Below are 17,128 nucleotides of genomic sequence, written 5' to 3' on the forward strand. Positions count from 1 at the left end.
CTTGATGACCACGGAGACCCGGCAGGAATGCCAGAGGGGGGTAATTTTGCGGGGTGATTTGGGGTTCATTTTTTTATCCTGCTTCGGCCGGGCTGCCGGTGTGAACGGTCCGGCGCGTGCGCCAAAGCTGCCAGTTTTTCACCACCTGGCCCGGCATGAAAAGCATGGCCGCCGTCAGCCACCAGCGTCTCCCGGTAGCCGCGCGGTGTGCGCGCACCAGCCAGTCGAAGCCCTCACGGCGGCTTCCGGATGCCAATGCCTGCCGTGCCAGCGTCAACTCGTGTTGCGCCACAAGCCACAGTGCAGACCGGCGTTGTGCTGTGGTCATGGCCCCTGATAGTGCACGTGCCCGCATGCGTTCCAGAAACGGTGGCATGGCCAGGTCGGGGTGGTATGTCGTCAGGCCGCCTTCCACAGCCAGCCGATACGCCATCAAGGGCGACCGGACCAGCGCAACGGGGGTTTTCTCAGCCAGACGGAACCATAGATCCAGGTCTTCGCCGTGCGACTCTCCCGAAGGAAAGCATGGCTGCATTTGCCGCAAGCGCGCGCTTCGCACGGACACCGCGCTGGTGCACAGCGACGGCGCGCTCATCCAGCGCCGCGGCAGATCGGTGATGAGTTCCACTTCCGGTTGATCTGCCAGCACTGGCCAGTTCGGCGGCCACATGGTGTGCGTATCGGGAACCGGCAAGAAGTCGGTGGCCACCGTGTCGACCTGCGGGTAACGCGCCTGCGTCCACAGGAGGGTTTCCAKGTACTGGGGATGGTGCCAGTCATCGGCGTCGAGAAAGGAAACCCATTCGCCTTTTGCCAGCGAAATTCCCAGGTTCCGGGCGGCGGAAACACCGGCATTGGCCTGGCGCACCAGGCGCAATCGCGGGTCAGGTATGAACGTTACCAGTTCCGCACCGCCGTCGGTGGAACCGTCGTCCACCACAATGACCTCGAAGTCCGAGAAGGTTTGTGCCAGCACCGACGCGATGGTGTCGTTGATGTACGGTGCCTTGTTGTAAAGCGGAATGACAATCGAAAATTTCATGGTCGGGCTCGAGAGGTAGCCGGGGACGGATGGAAGTTCCCGGCGAAGYGGGGCGTGGCACCTTCCGGCAAGCTTGCCGGCTGCCTTCTGCGGGCATGGGCTTCGCGCGCTGCAGCCGCCAGCGTCATCAGCAAAAGCACGTGAGTGGTGAGCTCGGGGCCGTAACCGAAGAGCAGCAGCGGCACTTCACTGATGGCGCGCAGTGCCAGCGCCACGAACAACGCCAGTGAAAGGCCGCCGCTGGCACGTGCATAGCGGATAGACAGGACCAGCAGCACCAATGCGTACAACACCAGTGCAGCGGCACCCACCGTGCCGGAGCGCGACAGCGTGTCCATAAACTGGTTGTGCGCGTGGGTCGCATTGGGCATGCCGATACTTTCACGGAAACTGACATCCCACAGGGTGGGTCCGTAGCCGAACACAGGGTTGCGCTGCCATTCGTCATAGGYAATTGCCCAGATCTGATCACGGCCGGTCATGGACGCGAGTTGCGCGCCCTGGGCGCTGTCAAAGAAGCTGGACAGACGCGCATCGATATCGCCAAACATCAGCACCAACGTGACGCCGGCCACCGCAACCATGAACCCCACCAACGAGACGATGCCGAATTCGGGCCGCACCGGATCACTGGCGCGGCGCAGAAACGCGGGCCCCTGCCGTACAGCAAGAATGCAGGCGGAGCACAGGGTAAAAGAAATCCAGGCTGTTTTGGATTGAGCGAGAAAAAGTACAAGAAGCCCCATTCCCCACGCCAGGCGATTAAGCCAGACGCTCTGCAGAGGGCGCGCGAGGAGACACAACAAGCCCAGCTGAGCCAGCATGCCGAGTGACACCGCATGCGCGGCCAGCCCTGCCAGCCGCGGTACACCCGGCAGCAAGCCCTGCGTATAGGAGAGGTCCAGCACCAGCGTTGGCTTGAAAGGGATCAGCAGCAAGCCCGCTGCCATAAAGAGCAGCAGGGCGTTGCGAGCCGCCTTGAACGCGAGGTCTCTTTCGATGCTGGTGGCAAGCACCGCCGCGATGCCGATGAGCAGTGGGTACACATAATCGTGTGACACATGCGGATGCAGGCCCAGAAGAGCCGGTGAGGCCACCGTGCCTGCCCAGAAAAGAACAAAGGTGATCAACATCACCGGGGGGGCCTGCACCGTCTTGTCACGTTGAAGCCAGTGCGTGATGATGCGTTCCCCCGCCAGCGTGAGCAGCAAGAGGGAAACCAGCGGCTGCGCCAAAGCCACCAGCGGGTGGCGCACCACCACCGCAACTTCGTCCAATTTAAATGCACTGCTGGAGAGGTCGCGCCCCGAGAGGAAATTGTTCAGGGCCACCATTGCCAGGATGGCGTAGAAAATGACATGCATGTACCCGTGCGCACGGCGTGACGTGACATGAACTGCACCCGCCATGYCCAGCGTCGCCAAAAGCGCCGCCAAAATGGCACCGGCAACCAGAACCGAAATAACGATGGGTTGATCCAGGATAGCTCCTTAGAGTGGCTGCTCAAGGGAATTGGAAAGATCGGTACGTGGTGCCGAAACACCGCGGCGCAAAAACTTCGCCAGTCCGGGGACAAACCGGATGACCATTTCGGATGTTTCCCGCCCCAGCATTTGCGGCCTCAGGGCAAGCAGCAATGCCGGCAGGACTACTGCGGACAGGCTTCCGGCAAGCAGCGAGAGCAGGGGAATATCAAACCGTGCAACCGCGTGCTGACCTGCCATCACACCTAAAACGCAAGCGGCACAAAGAAGAAACCCGCGCAGGGCATCCGGTAGCAGGGACATCCAGCCAAGCTCCAGTGCACGGAATGCAGCCGTAGCCGTAACGGCTGCGCGCAGTACCAGCAACAGACCCGCCACGACTGCAGCCATGTGGATTCCCTGGCCTGCAAACAGGTAAAAACCGAGGATGCCCAAAACGATCAGCGGGAGCTGCAGCGCAAATTCGTAGTACTTGCGTCCGGTGTTCCACAGCACGGGTGTCGACAGTCCCCAGATGACGTACGCCGGCATGCAGAGGAACAAAATTCCCAGCACCCAGGCTGCCCCACTCCATGCGGGCCCATAAAGCACACGCACGATGTCGGGCGACAGAAAGGCAAGCGTCGCAAAGGCGGGGAGTCCCAACACCACAATGGTGGCCAGCATCTGCAGATAAGCGCGGCCCAGTCGTGGCCGGTCGTTTTGCAGGCGTGCGCCCGCCGCCAGGAACGCGGGCTGAAGTGCACCCAGCAGCAAGGTGTTGGGCATTGTGGCCAGGTTGTAAGCCACGTTATAGAGACCCAGCGATTGTGCGTTGAGCAACCGGCCTATCAATACCCGGTCAAGGTTGTTGAGTACCCAGTTGACGATATTGGTCAAAAAGACCGTGTGTCCCGTACCGACAGCGGACTTTGCATCGGCATACCAGAACAGCGGGCGAAGCGCATGCGGCTTGAGGGCATAACTTGCAACAAACACAACAGCCGCCTGAACCAGCCAGGCCGCTACCAGCGAAGCCTCACCCTGGCCAAGCAGTGCCATCGGCACCCCAACAGCCACATACCCAGCGGCATAGCTGCCGACCTGGATCAGTCCCACTGCCCGGAAATTCAGGTCACGCTGCAGCAGGTAAGTAGCCGGTGCTGCCGCAGCACCCAGCAGGCACGCCACCGATAGCCATTCAATGACGAATTGCGAGCGCGGCTCCCGGAAATAAGCCGACAGCAGCGGCGCCAGAAAATAGAGGGCAAGCATGGTGGCAATACCCACGATCAGTTGCCATGTCCAGGCAAACCGGACGTCCTCGTCACTCAGTGTGGTGCGTTGCAACAGGCTCCAGCTGAAGCCAAAACCGGAGACAAATGTGGCGAATGTCAGTACCACCATGCCGATGGCAAAAACGCCAAAAATCTCCGGCCCCAGGGTGCGGGCCAGAATCACCTGGGCCACCAGCTGCAGCCCAAAGCGTGCCGCTGTGGAAACGGCGCTCCATTTGACCGCTGCAACACCCGGACGGCCGAGGCCACTCATGCTCAAGACCTCTCTGCTTTATGGCGGCGAACGGCAATCACGCCCATCAACGCCAATGTGGCCAGCAGCGTGCCGTAAGGGTGCCATCCGGATTCGTCCGTATCTGCCTCGCCCGCCGCCGTGACACCCAGGCCGGATTGGCCACTGCGCACCGCGTCCACACTGTGGACTGTGTTGACCTTGACGGGCTCAGTGCCGGGCTGCAGTTTCATACGTGTCGCTTTGGCGGTAGCTCCCGTTGGCGTCACCGCTGCGGGCGCTGCAGGCGGGTTGGTAGACGCCGTTGCTGAAGCAATCCAGGTGGCCAAAATGGCGGTAAACAGGGTTCGAAACATAGGGTTTTCCTTCTGTCAAAGCAGGAAAAGAGTTTGTTGTGCAGTGCAGCAATTGACAATAGTCCGAATGGCTCATGGCGCGCTTTATGCTATTTATTGAGTTCAAAAAAGCGTGGCGCATTCTTGGGGCAAGGCTTGAATTGCTCACATGCTGACTGCCGGCTGAATGAGTCCGTTCGGGCTATTGCGCATGGGCTCAGATGCGGATATGTCCGTACCGTTTTCAGAGGTGTTCCTGTAGCCTTCGGGATTGCGCTGCTGCCAGTGCCAGGAGTCGCGGCACATGTCGTCGATGGTGCATGTGGCGCGCCAGCCCAGCAGGCTGCCGGCCAGGGAAACATCTGCAAAGTACTGTGCGACATCCCCGGCTCGTCGAGGTGCAAATTCATAAGGAATCGGCCGTCCGCTTGCCCGCTCAAACGCCTGGACCACACCGAGAACACTGGTGCCCTCGCCGGTGCCCAGATTGACCGTAAAGCTCTTGCCGCTTGCCAGCAAAGCATCGACTGCGGCCACATGGCCTGCCGCAAGGTCGGTGACGTGCAGGTAGTCGCGCACCCCGGTGCCGTCGGGCGTGGGGTAGTCATTGCCAAACACATTGAGCGTGGCCCGTTTGCCCACGGCCACCTGGGTGACGTACGGCATCAGGTTGTTGGGGATTCCATTGGGGTCTTCGCCGATCAGTCCACTGGGGTGCGCGCCCACCGGGTTGAAGTAGCGCAGCACCCCGACCCGCCACGCCGCGTCTGAAATGCGCAGCGATGCCAGGATGTTTTCACACATCAGTTTGGTGTGGGCATACGGGCTCTCCGGCATGCATGGAAACTGCTCGTTGATGGGCACGGTGGCGGGGTCCCCATAGACCGTGGCGCTTGAAGAGAAGACTACGGCCCGGCAGTCCGTCGTTTCCATCGCCCGCAACAAACTCAGGAGTCCGCCAACATTGTTCTGGTAGTACATGAGAGGGCGTTGCACACTTTCCCCTACGGCCTTGAACCCGGCAAAGTGGACGGCCGCAACGCAGTGGTAGCGTTGCAGGACCCCGGCCACAAAATCGGTGTCCAGTACGTTGCCGCGTTCGCACGGTACGGGCTGACCCGTCAGCTGCTGCAGCCGGTGCAGCACGGCAGGATGGCTGTTGGAAAAGTCGTCGAGGATGACAGGCTGGTAGCCGGCATTCACCAGCGCCACAAAAGTATGGCTTCCGATGTATCCGGCTCCACCGGTTAATAGCACACTAGGTCGCACACTGGATTTGTTCAGGGTCATTGCAAAAGGCTGCATGGCAGCGGGTTGATTTGATACGGGTCACGACGCCGGCGTAACACTGCTGAAACATGTTCGCGTGAGGGATTGCATGGACGGGCAGCATCCAGACATCACCAGACCATTCCCTTTCAGGGGCTAGTTACGAGTGTCTTTGACGCGTGGAGAAAGGATGTCAGCGTAAGCCGCATATGTGCGTGGGAAGCCGTCACGCTGGCCTCAAAGCGTTTCGAATCGTTCGGTAAGCACTTGTGAATGACGGTTGCAAATCGCCAGCTGGCGGGCAGCTGAACTGTTCGTGAGCAGTTGGCATCCCAACGGCAAACGACAAAAAGTCACAAAGATCAGGGGCTGCTGCGACTGCTCGCACAGTGCGCTGAATTCCCGGGAATTAACCCGGCGTAGCAAATCGCATGAAAAAAGCCCGGGGGAGGCCGGGCTTTCGTTGATGGAGAGGCTGTGCTTACATGCCGCTGTAATTGGGCCCGCCGCCGCCTTCAGGTGTGACCCACACGATGTTCTGAGTCGGGTCCTTGATGTCGCAGGTTTTGCAGTGGACGCAGTTCTGCGCGTTGATCTGCAGGCGGTCGGAGTTGTCGGGGTTCTTTACGAACTCGTAGACACCGGCCGGGCAGTAGCGGCTTTCGGGGCCGGCGTATTGGGCCAGGTTGATGCTCACCGGCACGCTCGCGTCCTTGAGCGTCAGGTGCGCGGGCTGGTGCTCTTCGTGGTTGGTGTTGGAGACGAAAACCGAACTAAGGCGGTCGAAGGTGATCTTGTTGTCGGGCTTGGGATACACGATGGGCGTGCACTCGGCCGCCGGCTTGAGCTTGGCGTAGTCCGGAATGCTGTTGTGGATGGTCCAGGGCGGCGACTTGAAGCCCAGCTTGGGCAACAGCCAGTGCTCGATGCCGGTCATGAAGGCGCCGACGTAGAGGCCTTTCTTGAACCAGGACTTGAAATTGCGCGACTGGTTGAGCTCCTGCGCGAGCCAGCTCTTGGCATAGGCTTCAGGGTAAGCGGCCAGTTCATCGTGCTGGCGGCCGGCGGTGACAGCTCCATAGGCGGCCTCAGCGGCCAGCATACCGCTCTTGATGGCCGCGTGGCTGCCCTTGATGCGGGCGGCATTGAGGTAGCCGGCTTCGCAGCCGATCAGCGCGCCGCCCGGGAACACGGTCTTGGGCAGGCTGAGCGCGCCGCCTGCGGTGATGGCGCGCGCGCCGTAGCTGAGGCGCTTGCCGCCTTCGAGGTAAGCCTTGATGCTGGGATGGGTCTTCCAGCGCTGCATCTCTTCAAACGGGCTGAGGTAGGGGTTGCTGTAGTCCAGGCCGGTGACCATGCCCAGCGTGACCTTGTTGTCCTCCAGGTGGTACATGAAACCGCCACCGTAGGTCTGGCTGTCCATGGGCCAGCCGGCAGTGTGGATCACAAGGCCCGGCTTGTGTTTGGCCGGGTCGATTTCCCAGAGTTCTTTCACTCCCAGCGCGTAGCCTTGCGGGTCCCTGTCTTCGTCGAGCTTGAAGCGGTTGATCAGCTGGCGGCCCAGGTGGCCGCGCGCGCCTTCGGCAAACACGGTGTACTTGCCGTGCAGTTCCATGCCGAGCTGGAAGTTGTCGGTCGGCTGGCCATCCTTGCCGATGCCGAGGTTGCCGGTGGCCACGCCCTTGACGGAGCCGTCGTCGTTGTAGAGCACTTCGGCCGCCGCGAAGCCCGGGAAGATTTCAACGCCCAAGCCCTCTGCCTGCTGCGCCAGCCAGCGCACCACATTGCCCAGGCTGATGACATAGTTACCTTCATTRTGGAAGCAGTCCGGCACAAAAAAGGCGGGCGTCTTGATCGCGCTTTTCTCGCTGAGAAAAAGAACCTCGTCGGCGGTGACAGGCTGGTTCAATGGCGCGCCTTGCGCTTTCCAGTCCGGAATCAGTTCGGTCAATGCCTTGGGGTCCATCACCGCACCCGAAAGAATGTGGGCACCGGGTTCGGAACCCTTTTCGAGAACCACCACGGAGATGTCCGTGGCTTTTTCTGCGGCCAGTTGTTTCAGGCGAATGGCGGTAGCCAGCCCRCCGGGCCCGCCGCCCACCACGACCACGTCATATTCCATTGCTTCGCGCGGGCCGAACTGGGCCAGAATTTCTTGGGTATTCATCGGGGACTCGCTGATAATGATTTTCAGGAAGGATTGTCGGTCTCGCGTTGGATTTTATGTCGCGAATGCGGCGATGCGAACGGTCGTTCTCTTTTGTACGGTTTAAATTGAGAGAGGAGCCTCTAATGGCTTACAGCATTGATCTGTCGGGGCGTGTCGCTCTCGTGACCGGTGCATCCGGCGGGCTGGGTGCGCAGTTCGCCAAAACACTGAGCCGTGCCGGCGCGGCCGTGGTGCTGGCCAGCCGCAGGCTCGACAAGCTCAAGGACCTGCGCGCGCAGATTGAGGCTGCGGGTGGCGATGCGCATGTGGTTGAGCTCGACGTGACCGACCACGCCAGCATCAAGGCCGGCGTGGCCCATGCTGAAACGGAGGTCGGCCCCATCGACATCCTGGTCAACAACTCCGGCGTGAGCACCACACAGCGCATCCAGGACGTCGGCGAGGAAGACTATGACTTCATCTTCAACACCAATGTGAAGGGCGCCTTCTTCGTGGCGCAGGAAGTCGGCAAGCGCATGCTGGCCCGTTCGCGCGGTGCCGGGCCCGGCAACTATGCCGGCGGCCGCATCATCAACATCGCCTCCATGGCCGGCTTGCGCGTACTGCCGCAGATSGGCGTGTACTGCATGAGCAAGGCCGCCGTGGTGCAGATGACCAAAGCCATGGCGCTGGAGTGGGGCAAGTTCGGCATCAACGTCAACGCCGTCTGCCCCGGCTATATTGACACCGAGATCAACCACCACCATTGGGAAACCGAGCAGGGCAAGAGGCTGGTGCAGATGTTGCCGCGCAAGCGCATCGGCAAACCGCAAGACCTGGATGCACTGCTGGTGATGCTGGCCAGTGGCGAGAGCCACTTTGTCAACGGCGCGGTGATAGCGGCGGATGACGGTTTTGGCGTATGAATTTCTGGAGAGCAACATGATGGATTCGGTAGTCCCTTACCTCGGCCCGATAGGCCTTATTTTCCTGGCCTTGCTGGCGGGCGTGGTCAGCCCGGGCCCCAGTTTTGTGCAGGTTGCGCGCATCGCGGTTTCGCGTTCACGCGCTGACGGCCTGGCTGCCGCGGTGGGTATGGGCCTGGGGGCGCTGGTGTTTGCCGCGTTGGCGCTGGCCGGGCTGCAGGCGTTGCTGGCCGCCTTGCCTGGTGTCTACATGGCGCTCAAGGTCGTGGGCGGCCTGTACCTGATGTGGATCGCCTTCAATATCTGGCGCGGCGCGCGCCAGCCGCTGGAAATGAGCGGCGATGACAAGGGCGCCTCGCGTCGCACGGTGTTGCAATCGTTTCGCCAGGGGCTGGTGACGCAGCTGAGCAACCCGAAGATCGTGGTGGTTTACAGCAGCGTGTTCGCGGCCCTGTTGCCAGCGCAGTTTCCCTTGCCCGCAGCCCTGCTGGTGCTTGTGGGTGTACTCGTGATGGAAACCGGCTGGTATGCCGTGGTGGCGGTGGTTTTGTCTTCCGCTGTGCCGCGCGCAGCCTACCTGCGCAGCAAGGCTGCGGTAGACCGCACCGCCGCCGGTGCGATGGGGCTGCTAGGTTTGCGCCTGGTAGCCACTGCGCACACTGCCTGACGGATGCTGACGGGCATTCTGGCCGGGCTCGCGGCGGGCGCGCTGTGGGGCCTGGTGTTTGTGGCGCCGCGCATGCTCGACATGGGCGTGGGCGGCTATTCGTCCATTGACCTGACGGCCGGGCGCTTTGCGGTGTACGGCGTGTTCGCCRTGCTGGTGATGCTGGCGGGATGGCGCACCCGCCGCCTGCCCACAGCGCGGCAGGCGTGGGCCGCTCTGGTCATGAGCATTCTCGGGTTCAGCGGCTACTACCTGCTGCTGGTGCTGGCTATACGCGACGCCGGCACCGAAGTGCCTTCGCTGGTGATCGGCACCATTCCGATCTGGGTCATGTTGCTGGGCAAGCCGCAAGGCCTGCGTTGGGCTTCCCTGCTGCCCGGCCTGGCGCTCACCTTGGCAGGGCTGGCACTTATGATGGGTTCCACCCACGAGGCCGGCGAGGGAACGGCTACACATTTCTGGCGCGGCATGCTGTTTGTGTCGGCCTCGCTGGTGTGCTGGACGGCTTTTGCGATCCTGAATTCAGCCTGGCTCAAGCGGCACCCTGAAGTCAACGCCACCGACTGGGCCAACTGGCTGGGTGTGGCAACCGKCCTCGGGGCATTGCTGATGTGGCTGCTTGCGGGTTCGAACGCAAGCGTGCTGGCTGGCCGTGAAGACCGTGGTGTGTTCGTGCTGCTGTGTGTCCTGGCCGGTCTGGGTTCCACCTGGCTGGCGACAATTTTGTGGAACATGGCCAGCCAGCGGCTCAGCGCCAGCCTGTGCGGGCAGCTCATCGTGAGTGAAACCATTTTTGCACTGCTGTATTCGTTTGCCTGGGATGGCCACTGGCCCACACTGGTACAACTGTCTGCCTGCGTGTTGTTCACACTGGGAATCCTGGCTTCCATCAGGGCTCATCGATAGGGGAAATTGGCATCATGAAAATTGAAATTCCCGAAAAGAAAAAGCTGGTCCACGAGATGCATATCCCCATCCGCTGGGGTGACATGGACGCGATGGGCCACCTCAACAACGGCACTTACTTCCGTTATCTCGAAACCATCCGCATCGACTGGATGTACGGCATTGGCTGCAAGCCCGACCCTCAGGGGGAAGGCCCGGTCATCGTCAATGCCTTCTGCAATTTCTACAAGCAGCTGGAATACCCCGGCGACGTGCTGATGAAGATGTACGTGAGCGACCCTGGCCGCACCACCTTTGAAAGCTGGGCCACCATGGAGCGCGCGGATACGCCGGGCGTGATCTGCGCCGCGGGCGGCGCCACCACCATCTGGGTGGACTTTCCGGCACAAAAAGCCAAAGCCCTGCCCGAGTGGATGCGCAAGCTGGTTGAAGCGTAATTCTGAAAGAAAAATCCCGCTGGCCTAATCAGGTCATGCGCAAACAGCTATCAATAAGATAGCAATCCTGGCGACATATGGGTGCTGCAGCATCGCAGCAAAGCTTCAGCGAACTGTGCGAAAGCTGTCCGCGTGCTCTTTCAACCAGCGCTGGGCAATGGCGCGGGTTTGCTGGCCGGGTTCAGCAACAGTTTCCTGGTCGGGGTGGAAGTCCCGCCTGAAGTAGGTCAGCAGCGGGGCGGTACAGCGCCACACAACGCCATTTTTTCCCCAGAAAAATTTCATCGCACTCCACCAGGTGCCTGGTTTGAACAGCGTGCCGTCATGCCAGAGGTTCAGCACCGTTTGCCGGCCCGAGTCCCAGGAAAACAGCAGCAGCGCGTAGACATACCAGCGCACGCGCCATGCGTGGTTTCCGCCAAGCGCTTGGTACAGGTCGTAGGCTACCGCGCGATGCTCGGTCTCTTCGGCTGCGTGCCAGCGCCAGAGGGTCTGCATCTTCGGGTCTGCATGGTCCAGCGCGTCACCGTGGCGAAGCATGTAGTCGGCCAGCACCGCCGTAAGGTGTTCGTAGGCTGCCGTGACCGCAAGGAAGTGGTGGGGCGCCACACCGCGTTTTTTGGCAAAGTCAATGCGGGCCGTGGCCCAGTGTTGCCAGCGGTTGACCAGGCCCTGCCTCTCCAACTGTGCGTTGTACAGGCCGTGGATGTGGCGGTGGGTAGCCTCCTGGCCGATGAACTGTGCAGTGGCTTCATGCAGCAGCGCGTGCTCTGGCGTGCGAGGCAGCAATTTGGCGCAGTCGCGCACGGCCTCGATGAACGACTGCTCGCCGACCGGAAAACTCATCGACAAGGCGTTGTGGTACTGGCTCAGGAAGGCATCGCCGCCAAACCAGTGGCGGTCAAAGCCATCGCTCAGGTCGATCTCCAGCTTGCGCACGGTCAGGCCGTAAGCGCCGGCTGATGGGGTAGAAGATGTCGAGGCGGTGGATGTGGCGTCTGGTGCCATGGTTTTTAAGTCTTGTGAGAAGGCTGATTCATGAGCATAGCGGGTGCGCAGGGTCCTGGGCGTGATTCGCGCCTGAGCGGTTTCAGGCGGCCTTGGGCGGCTTGGGCACACGGCCCATCAGGTAGAACTCGGGGTTGGGCTGCATGTTGCTGAAGCTCGCCATGCGGTTGGAGAGCCCAAAAAAAGCCGTGATGGTCGCGATATCCCAGGCGTCTTCATCGTCAAAGCCGTGGCCGTGCAGCGCTTCAAAGTCGCTGTCTTCAATCTGGTCTGCTTGCAGGCATACCTTCATCGCAAAGTCGAGCATGGCGCGCTGGCGTGGTGTGATGTCAGCCTTGCGGTGGTTCACCGCCACCTGGTCGGCCACCAGCGGTTTCTTTTCATAGATGCGCAGGATGGCGCCGTGTGCCACCACGCAATACAGGCATTTGTTGGCGGCGCTCGTCGTGGTGACGATCATCTCGCGCTCGCCCTTGGTCAGGCTGCCGTTGGGGTTGGAGCCTTCTTCCTTGAGCATCAGCGCATCGTGATAGGCGAAGAAGGCACGCCATTCGGCAGGGCGGCGCGCCAGCGCCAGGAATACGTTGGGCACGAAGCCGGCTTTTTCCTGCACCTCCAGTACTTTGGCTTTGATGTCTTCCGGCAGGTCCTTCAGTTCGGGAGCAGGGTACCGGGGTGCTGTGCCGGCGGTTTTGGGGCTGGTCATGAGGGTTCCTTCAAAGGCTTTATAAGTGACTCGATAAGTGACTCGGACCCAAGCGTAACTGCAAGATTACCCGTCAGGTCGCGCTGGGGAATTGAAGCCAAAACAGATGCAATTGATAAAAACTATTAGGTAAATATCTTTAATTGCCTTTGATTATTTTGCAGTGAAACCTAGACTGTGCTTCACAGGCCATCACCTGGCAAGCCCGTCAAAGGAGACCCCATTAGCAGCCCCACCCACACGGCCTTGACCAAAGCGTCCCGGCTGTCCCGCAGTGCAATTCCATGCCGTCATTCGGCACCACTTAATCATCAAAGGTAACTCATCATGGCTGATCACAACACGCAAAGCGAAGGCGGCTGCCCATTCTCGGGTGGCGCCCGCAAACATGCCCTGGCTGGTGCCGCAACGAACGCCGATTGGTGGCCCAATCAGCTGAACCTCAAGATCCTTCACCAGAACTCATCGCTGTCCGATCCCATGGGCGAGGCGTTCAACTATGCCGAGGAATTCAAGACCCTGGACCTGCATGCCGTGGTGAAAGACCTCCATGAGCTCATGACGGATTCGCAGGACTGGTGGCCTGCGGACTACGGCCACTATGGCCCATTCTTCGTTCGCATGGCGTGGCACAGCGCAGGCACCTACCGGATCGCCGATGGACGCGGCGGCGCCGGCTCCGGCACACAGCGATTCGCACCACTCAACAGCTGGCCGGACAACGGAAACCTCGACAAGGCACGCCGCCTGTTGTGGCCGATCAAGCAGAAATACGGCCGAAAAATATCCTGGGCCGACCTGATGGTTCTGGCCGGCACCGTGGCCATGGACTCCATGGGATTCAAGACCTTCGGCTTTGCCGGCGGGCGCCCGGACGTCTGGGAGCCGGAAGAGATTTACTGGGGCCCTGAAGCCGAGTGGATGGGCGACAAGCGCTACACCGGCGACCGCGAACTCGAAAACCCGCTCGGTGCTGTGCAGATGGGGCTGATCTATGTGAACCCCGAGGGCCCGAACGGCAAACCGGACCCGCTGGGTTCGGCGCGGGACATCCGCGAGACCTTCGCCCGCATGGCGATGAACGACGAAGAAACTGTTGCGCTCACCGCCGGCGGGCACACCTTCGGCAAGGCCCACGGCGCTGCCGATCCGGGCCAGTACGTGGGTCCCGAGCCTGAGGGCGCCACCATTGAAGACCAGGGGTTTGGCTGGATCAACAAGTTTGGCGGCGGGCACGGCGTGCACACCGTCACCAGCGGTATCGAAGGTGCCTGGACCAAGAACCCCACCAAGTGGGACAACGGTTACTTTGAAAACCTGTTCGGCTACGAGTGGGAGCTCACGAAGAGCCCTGCCGGTGCCCACCAGTGGAAGCCCAAAGACCCCGCCGCGGCGACCACCGTGCCGGATGCCCATGACCCTGTGCTGCGCCATGCCCCGATGATGACGACCGCCGACATGGCCATGCGCATGGATCCGGCTTACGAAAAAATCTCGCGGCGCTTCATGGCGAACCCGMAGGAGTTTGCCGACGCCTTCGCCCGGGCCTGGTACAAGCTGACGCACCGTGACATGGGCCCGGCTGCGCGCTACCTGGGCCCGCTGGTGCCGAAGGAGGCACTGATCTGGCAGGACCCCATTCCCGCCGTCGATCATCCGCTGGTCAATGAGCAGGATATTGAAGGCCTCAAGGCCAAGGTCCTCGCCTCCGGGCTCTCCATCTCCCAGCTCGTCACAACGGCCTGGGCGTCTGCTTCCACCTTCCGCGGCAGCGACAAGCGCGGCGGCGCGAACGGTGCGCGCATCCGCCTGGCACCGCAAAAGGATTGGCAGGTCAATCAACCGGCCGAGCTGGCGAAAGTCCTGAAAGTGCTGGAGGCCATCCAGGGCGAGTTCAACGGCGCGCAGTCCGGCCGCAAGAAAATCTCGCTGGCTGATTTGATCGTTCTCGGTGGCTGCGCGGCCGTCGAGGCGGCTGCACGGAAAGCCGGCCACGACGTGAAGGTGCCTTTTTCACTGGGCCGCACGGACGCTTCGCAAGCGCAAACCGATGTGGCGTCTTTTGCCGTGCTGGAACCTGCCGCAGACGGCTTTCGCAACTACACCCGCAAGGGGCAGGCGCAGCGGGCAGCCGAGCAGCTGGTGGATCGCGCGAACCTGATGACGCTGAGCGCTCCCGAGATGACGGTTCTGGTTGGCGGCATGCGCGCCCTGAATGCCAACGTCGGGCAGGCCCAGCATGGAGTTTTCACCAAGCGGCCCGGAACCTTGAGCAACGACTTCTTTGTGAACCTGCTCGACATGCGCACGAAGTGGCAGAAATCTGCCGACACAGAAGATGTGCTGGAGGGACGCGACCGCACGACGGGCGAACTCAAATGGACGGGTACGGTGATCGACCTCGTCTTCGGTTCGAACTCGCAGTTGCGGGCCATTGCGGAGGTCTATGCGTGCAGCGATTCGCAGCAGGTCTTCGTGCGTGACTTTGTGGCAGCCTGGAACAAGGTGATGAACCTGGATCGCTACGACCTTGCCTGATTGAGCCGGACCCTCATAGGCCCTGATTGAGGCAAAGCCCGCCCGGTGAAGACCGGAGCGGGCTTTTTTGCTTTCCATTACGCTTCGTCTTTTAGGAGCCTCCATGACGCAGCCCGCAGACAAGGATTTCGACAAAGGCCTCGCCACCCGCAAACAGGTAATGGGCGAGGATTTTGTGGCCAATGCTTTCGACAAGGCCACCGGTTTTTCCCTGCCGATCCAGCACTTTGTGACCCGCAATGCCTGGGGTGACGTGTGGCAGCGGCCGGGGCTGGACCTGAAAACACGCAGCCTGATTACCGTAGCCATGTTGACGGCATTGGGCAAACAGCACGAACTCAAAGGCCATGTGCGCGGCGCGCTCAACAACGGCGTGACGCCCGAGCAGCTTCAGGAAGTGCTGCTGCACGCGAGCATTTATTGCGGCCTGCCCGCCGCGGTCGAGGCATTTCGCACGGCGGCCGAGGTTGTTGATGCGCCTCCAAAAGCTTGAGGTTTGTAAGCGATTTGAGGTTGTAGCCCTTCCTATACATGGATGTATAGCTACTAAAAATATAGCAAATAACTTTTATCCTTATCCGCCATGAATGAACCCAAGCCCTTGATCCGCCGCTGCACCGAGGCCGACTGGCCCGCCGTTTGGCCGCTGCTGCGCGCCACCTTTGAAGCAGGCGACACCTATGCCTTTTCGCCCCACAGCACAGAAGCTGAAATACACGCGGTGTGGATGGACGTGCCCCGGGCGACGTATGTAGTGCGTGAGGGGAACAGCGACGACGGCCGAGTGCTAGGCACCTACTTCATCAAACCCAACCAGCCGGGGCTGGGTGCGCATGTCTGCAACTGCGGCTATGTGGTCGCGCCCGAAGCGCAGGGCAAAGGCCTGGCGTCGGCGATGTGCGAGCACTCCCAGCAGGAAGCGCTGGCCATGGGTTTTCTGGCGATGCAGTTCAACCTGGTGGTGTCGACGAATGAGCGTGCTGTTCGGTTATGGCAAAGATTGGGGTTTRAGATTGTGGGGACCTTGCCGGAGGCTTTTCGGCATGTGAGGTTGGGGTTGGTGGATGCGTTTGTGATGTTCAAGACTTTGCGGCGTTAAGGCCGGAACAAGCCCCGGCCTCAACAAGAAAACTCAAACCCATCCTTCAAGCACAACCTTCCCCCGCGCCTTCCCAGACTCCACCAACTCATGCGCCCGCCACAAGTTGGCGGCATTGATCACACCAAACGTTTCCGTCAGCGTCGTGCGGATCAAGCCGGAATCGACAAGTTGGGCGACCTCATTGAGYAGGCGGTGCTGTGCCACCATGTCGGGTGTGCCGAAGAGGGGGCGGGTGAACATCAGTTCCCAGTGGATGGATGCGCTCTTGCGTTTGAACAGCGTGATGTCGAACTTCACCGGGTCGTCAATCAGGCCGAACTTGCCTTGTGGTGCGATGGCTTCGGCGATTTGTGCCAGGTGGCTGTCGGTTTGCGTGAGGCCCACGATGTAGTCCACCGCGGGGATGCCGATACGCTTGAGCTCTTCGGCAATCGGCCGGCTGTGGTCGATGACATGATGGGCGYCGAGTTCCTTCACCCAGGCTTGGGTTTCCGGCCGTGACGCGGTGCCTATCACGGTGARCGAGGTCAGGCGCGTGGCCAGCTGCGTCATGATCGAGCCCACGCCGCCCGAGGCGCCGATGATGAGCAGTGTTTTGTTGTTCGGTGTTTTGCCCGGCACGATGCCGAGACGGTCGAACAGCATCTCCCAGGCGGTGATGCTGGTCAGCGGCAGGGCGGCCGCTTCGGCAAACCCCAGCGTTTGCGGCATGCGGCCGACGATGCGTTCATCGACCAGGTGGAGTTCGCTGTTGGTGCCGGGCCGGGCGATGGACCCCGCATACCAGACCTTGTCACCGGCCTTGAACAGTGTGACCTCGGGGCCGACGGCGCGCACGATACCGCTGGCGTCATAGCCCAACACCTTGTAATCCGAGCCAGCGCTGCGCGCCGCGCTGGCGCGTACTTTGGTGTCCACCGGGTTCACTGAAACGGCTTTCACCTCGACCAGCAGGTCGTGGCCGGTGGGCGTCGGGTCGGGCAGGGTGATGTCGGTCAACCCGGTTTGGCCGGTCTGGTTGAGTGCGTGGGCTTGTGTGTAGCCGATGGC

Annotated in this window: 16 protein-coding genes; 7 read left to right on the forward strand and 9 right to left on the reverse strand. The window is 61.2% G+C overall.

Translation table 11 applies throughout. The features are described 5' to 3' along the window. Window positions 1-73 precede the first annotated feature (73 nt). The 6 genes from AC1D1X_RS02315 to AC1D1X_RS02340 form a co-directional block, all read right to left on the reverse strand. A complete protein-coding gene (locus AC1D1X_RS02315) occupies window positions 74-1,042 on the reverse strand; it encodes a glycosyltransferase family 2 protein (protein ID WP_477697769.1) in 969 nt (322 codons plus the stop codon). Further along, entirely contained in the window at window positions 1,039-2,406 is a 1,368-nt protein-coding gene (locus AC1D1X_RS02320; RefSeq protein ID WP_477697770.1) for an O-antigen ligase family protein, read from the reverse strand. Before AC1D1X_RS02320 ends, AC1D1X_RS02315 begins: the two co-directional genes overlap by 4 nt. Before the next feature lie 126 nt (window positions 2,407-2,532). After that, entirely contained in the window at window positions 2,533-4,056 is a 1,524-nt protein-coding gene (locus tag AC1D1X_RS02325) for a lipopolysaccharide biosynthesis protein (RefSeq protein ID WP_457280158.1), read from the reverse strand. Window positions 4,057-4,058: 2 nt separating this feature from the next. After that, the gene (locus tag AC1D1X_RS02330; RefSeq protein WP_457280159.1) at window positions 4,059-4,391 is read right to left on the reverse strand and encodes a hypothetical protein; all 333 of its coding nucleotides are present in this window, start codon (window positions 4,389-4,391) and stop codon (window positions 4,059-4,061) included. Window positions 4,392-4,535: 144 nt separating this feature from the next. Next, the gene (gene galE / locus AC1D1X_RS02335; protein ID WP_477667860.1) at window positions 4,536-5,660 is read right to left on the reverse strand and encodes a UDP-glucose 4-epimerase GalE; all 1,125 of its coding nucleotides are present in this window, start codon (window positions 5,658-5,660) and stop codon (window positions 4,536-4,538) included. Window positions 5,661-6,120: 460 nt separating this feature from the next. Continuing rightward, window positions 6,121-7,806 carry an electron transfer flavoprotein-ubiquinone oxidoreductase gene (locus AC1D1X_RS02340; RefSeq protein WP_477667859.1) on the reverse strand — a complete coding sequence of 562 codons (1,686 nt, stop codon included), beginning with the start codon at window positions 7,804-7,806 and terminating at the stop codon, window positions 6,121-6,123. Between the two features lie 125 nt (window positions 7,807-7,931). On the opposite strand from AC1D1X_RS02340, the gene AC1D1X_RS02345 reads away from it, so the two are divergent. From AC1D1X_RS02345 to AC1D1X_RS02360, 4 genes are read left to right on the forward strand one after another with little or no spacing between them, the layout of a single operon-like run. Then, window positions 7,932-8,714, forward strand: a complete 783-nt coding sequence (locus tag AC1D1X_RS02345) for an SDR family oxidoreductase (protein ID WP_477697771.1) — start codon at window positions 7,932-7,934, stop codon at window positions 8,712-8,714. A 16-nt stretch (window positions 8,715-8,730) separates the two neighbouring features. Beyond that, on the forward strand, window positions 8,731-9,381 hold the full coding sequence (locus AC1D1X_RS02350) for a LysE family translocator (protein ID WP_477667857.1): 651 nt from the start codon (window positions 8,731-8,733) through the stop codon (window positions 9,379-9,381). 3 nt (window positions 9,382-9,384) lie between these two features. Further along, on the forward strand, window positions 9,385-10,287 hold the full coding sequence (locus tag AC1D1X_RS02355) for a DMT family transporter (protein WP_477697772.1): 903 nt from the start codon (window positions 9,385-9,387) through the stop codon (window positions 10,285-10,287). 14 nt (window positions 10,288-10,301) lie between these two features. Further along, the gene (locus AC1D1X_RS02360) at window positions 10,302-10,724 is read left to right on the forward strand and encodes an acyl-CoA thioesterase (protein WP_477667855.1); all 423 of its coding nucleotides are present in this window, start codon (window positions 10,302-10,304) and stop codon (window positions 10,722-10,724) included. A 105-nt stretch (window positions 10,725-10,829) separates the two neighbouring features. Here AC1D1X_RS02360 and AC1D1X_RS02365 read toward each other — a convergent pair whose 3' ends face one another. Next, complete coding sequence (locus AC1D1X_RS02365) at window positions 10,830-11,732, reverse strand: metal-dependent hydrolase (RefSeq protein ID WP_477667854.1); 903 nt, start codon at window positions 11,730-11,732, stop codon at window positions 10,830-10,832. Window positions 11,733-11,814: 82 nt separating this feature from the next. Next, on the reverse strand, window positions 11,815-12,438 hold the full coding sequence (locus AC1D1X_RS02370; protein ID WP_477667853.1) for a peroxidase-related enzyme: 624 nt from the start codon (window positions 12,436-12,438) through the stop codon (window positions 11,815-11,817). A 327-nt stretch (window positions 12,439-12,765) separates the two neighbouring features. Between AC1D1X_RS02370 and katG the strand changes: the two genes are divergently transcribed. The 3 genes from katG (at window position 12,766) to AC1D1X_RS02385 (ending at window position 16,075) form a co-directional block, all read left to right on the forward strand. Beyond that, window positions 12,766-14,976 carry a catalase/peroxidase HPI gene (gene katG, locus AC1D1X_RS02375; RefSeq protein WP_477697773.1) on the forward strand — a complete coding sequence of 737 codons (2,211 nt, stop codon included), beginning with the start codon at window positions 12,766-12,768 and terminating at the stop codon, window positions 14,974-14,976. 103 nt (window positions 14,977-15,079) lie between these two features. Then, window positions 15,080-15,469 carry a carboxymuconolactone decarboxylase family protein gene (locus AC1D1X_RS02380; protein ID WP_477667851.1) on the forward strand — a complete coding sequence of 130 codons (390 nt, stop codon included), beginning with the start codon at window positions 15,080-15,082 and terminating at the stop codon, window positions 15,467-15,469. A 90-nt stretch (window positions 15,470-15,559) separates the two neighbouring features. Then, window positions 15,560-16,075, forward strand: a complete 516-nt coding sequence (locus tag AC1D1X_RS02385) for an N-acetyltransferase family protein (RefSeq protein WP_477697774.1) — start codon at window positions 15,560-15,562, stop codon at window positions 16,073-16,075. Window positions 16,076-16,108: 33 nt separating this feature from the next. Here the strand turns inward: AC1D1X_RS02385 and AC1D1X_RS02390 are convergent. Continuing rightward, a partial coding sequence (locus tag AC1D1X_RS02390; protein WP_477697775.1) for a zinc-binding alcohol dehydrogenase family protein occupies window positions 16,109-17,128 on the reverse strand: 1,020 nt, incomplete at its 5' end.

It is taken from the genome of Polaromonas sp. P1_G4, assembly GCF_056405475.1.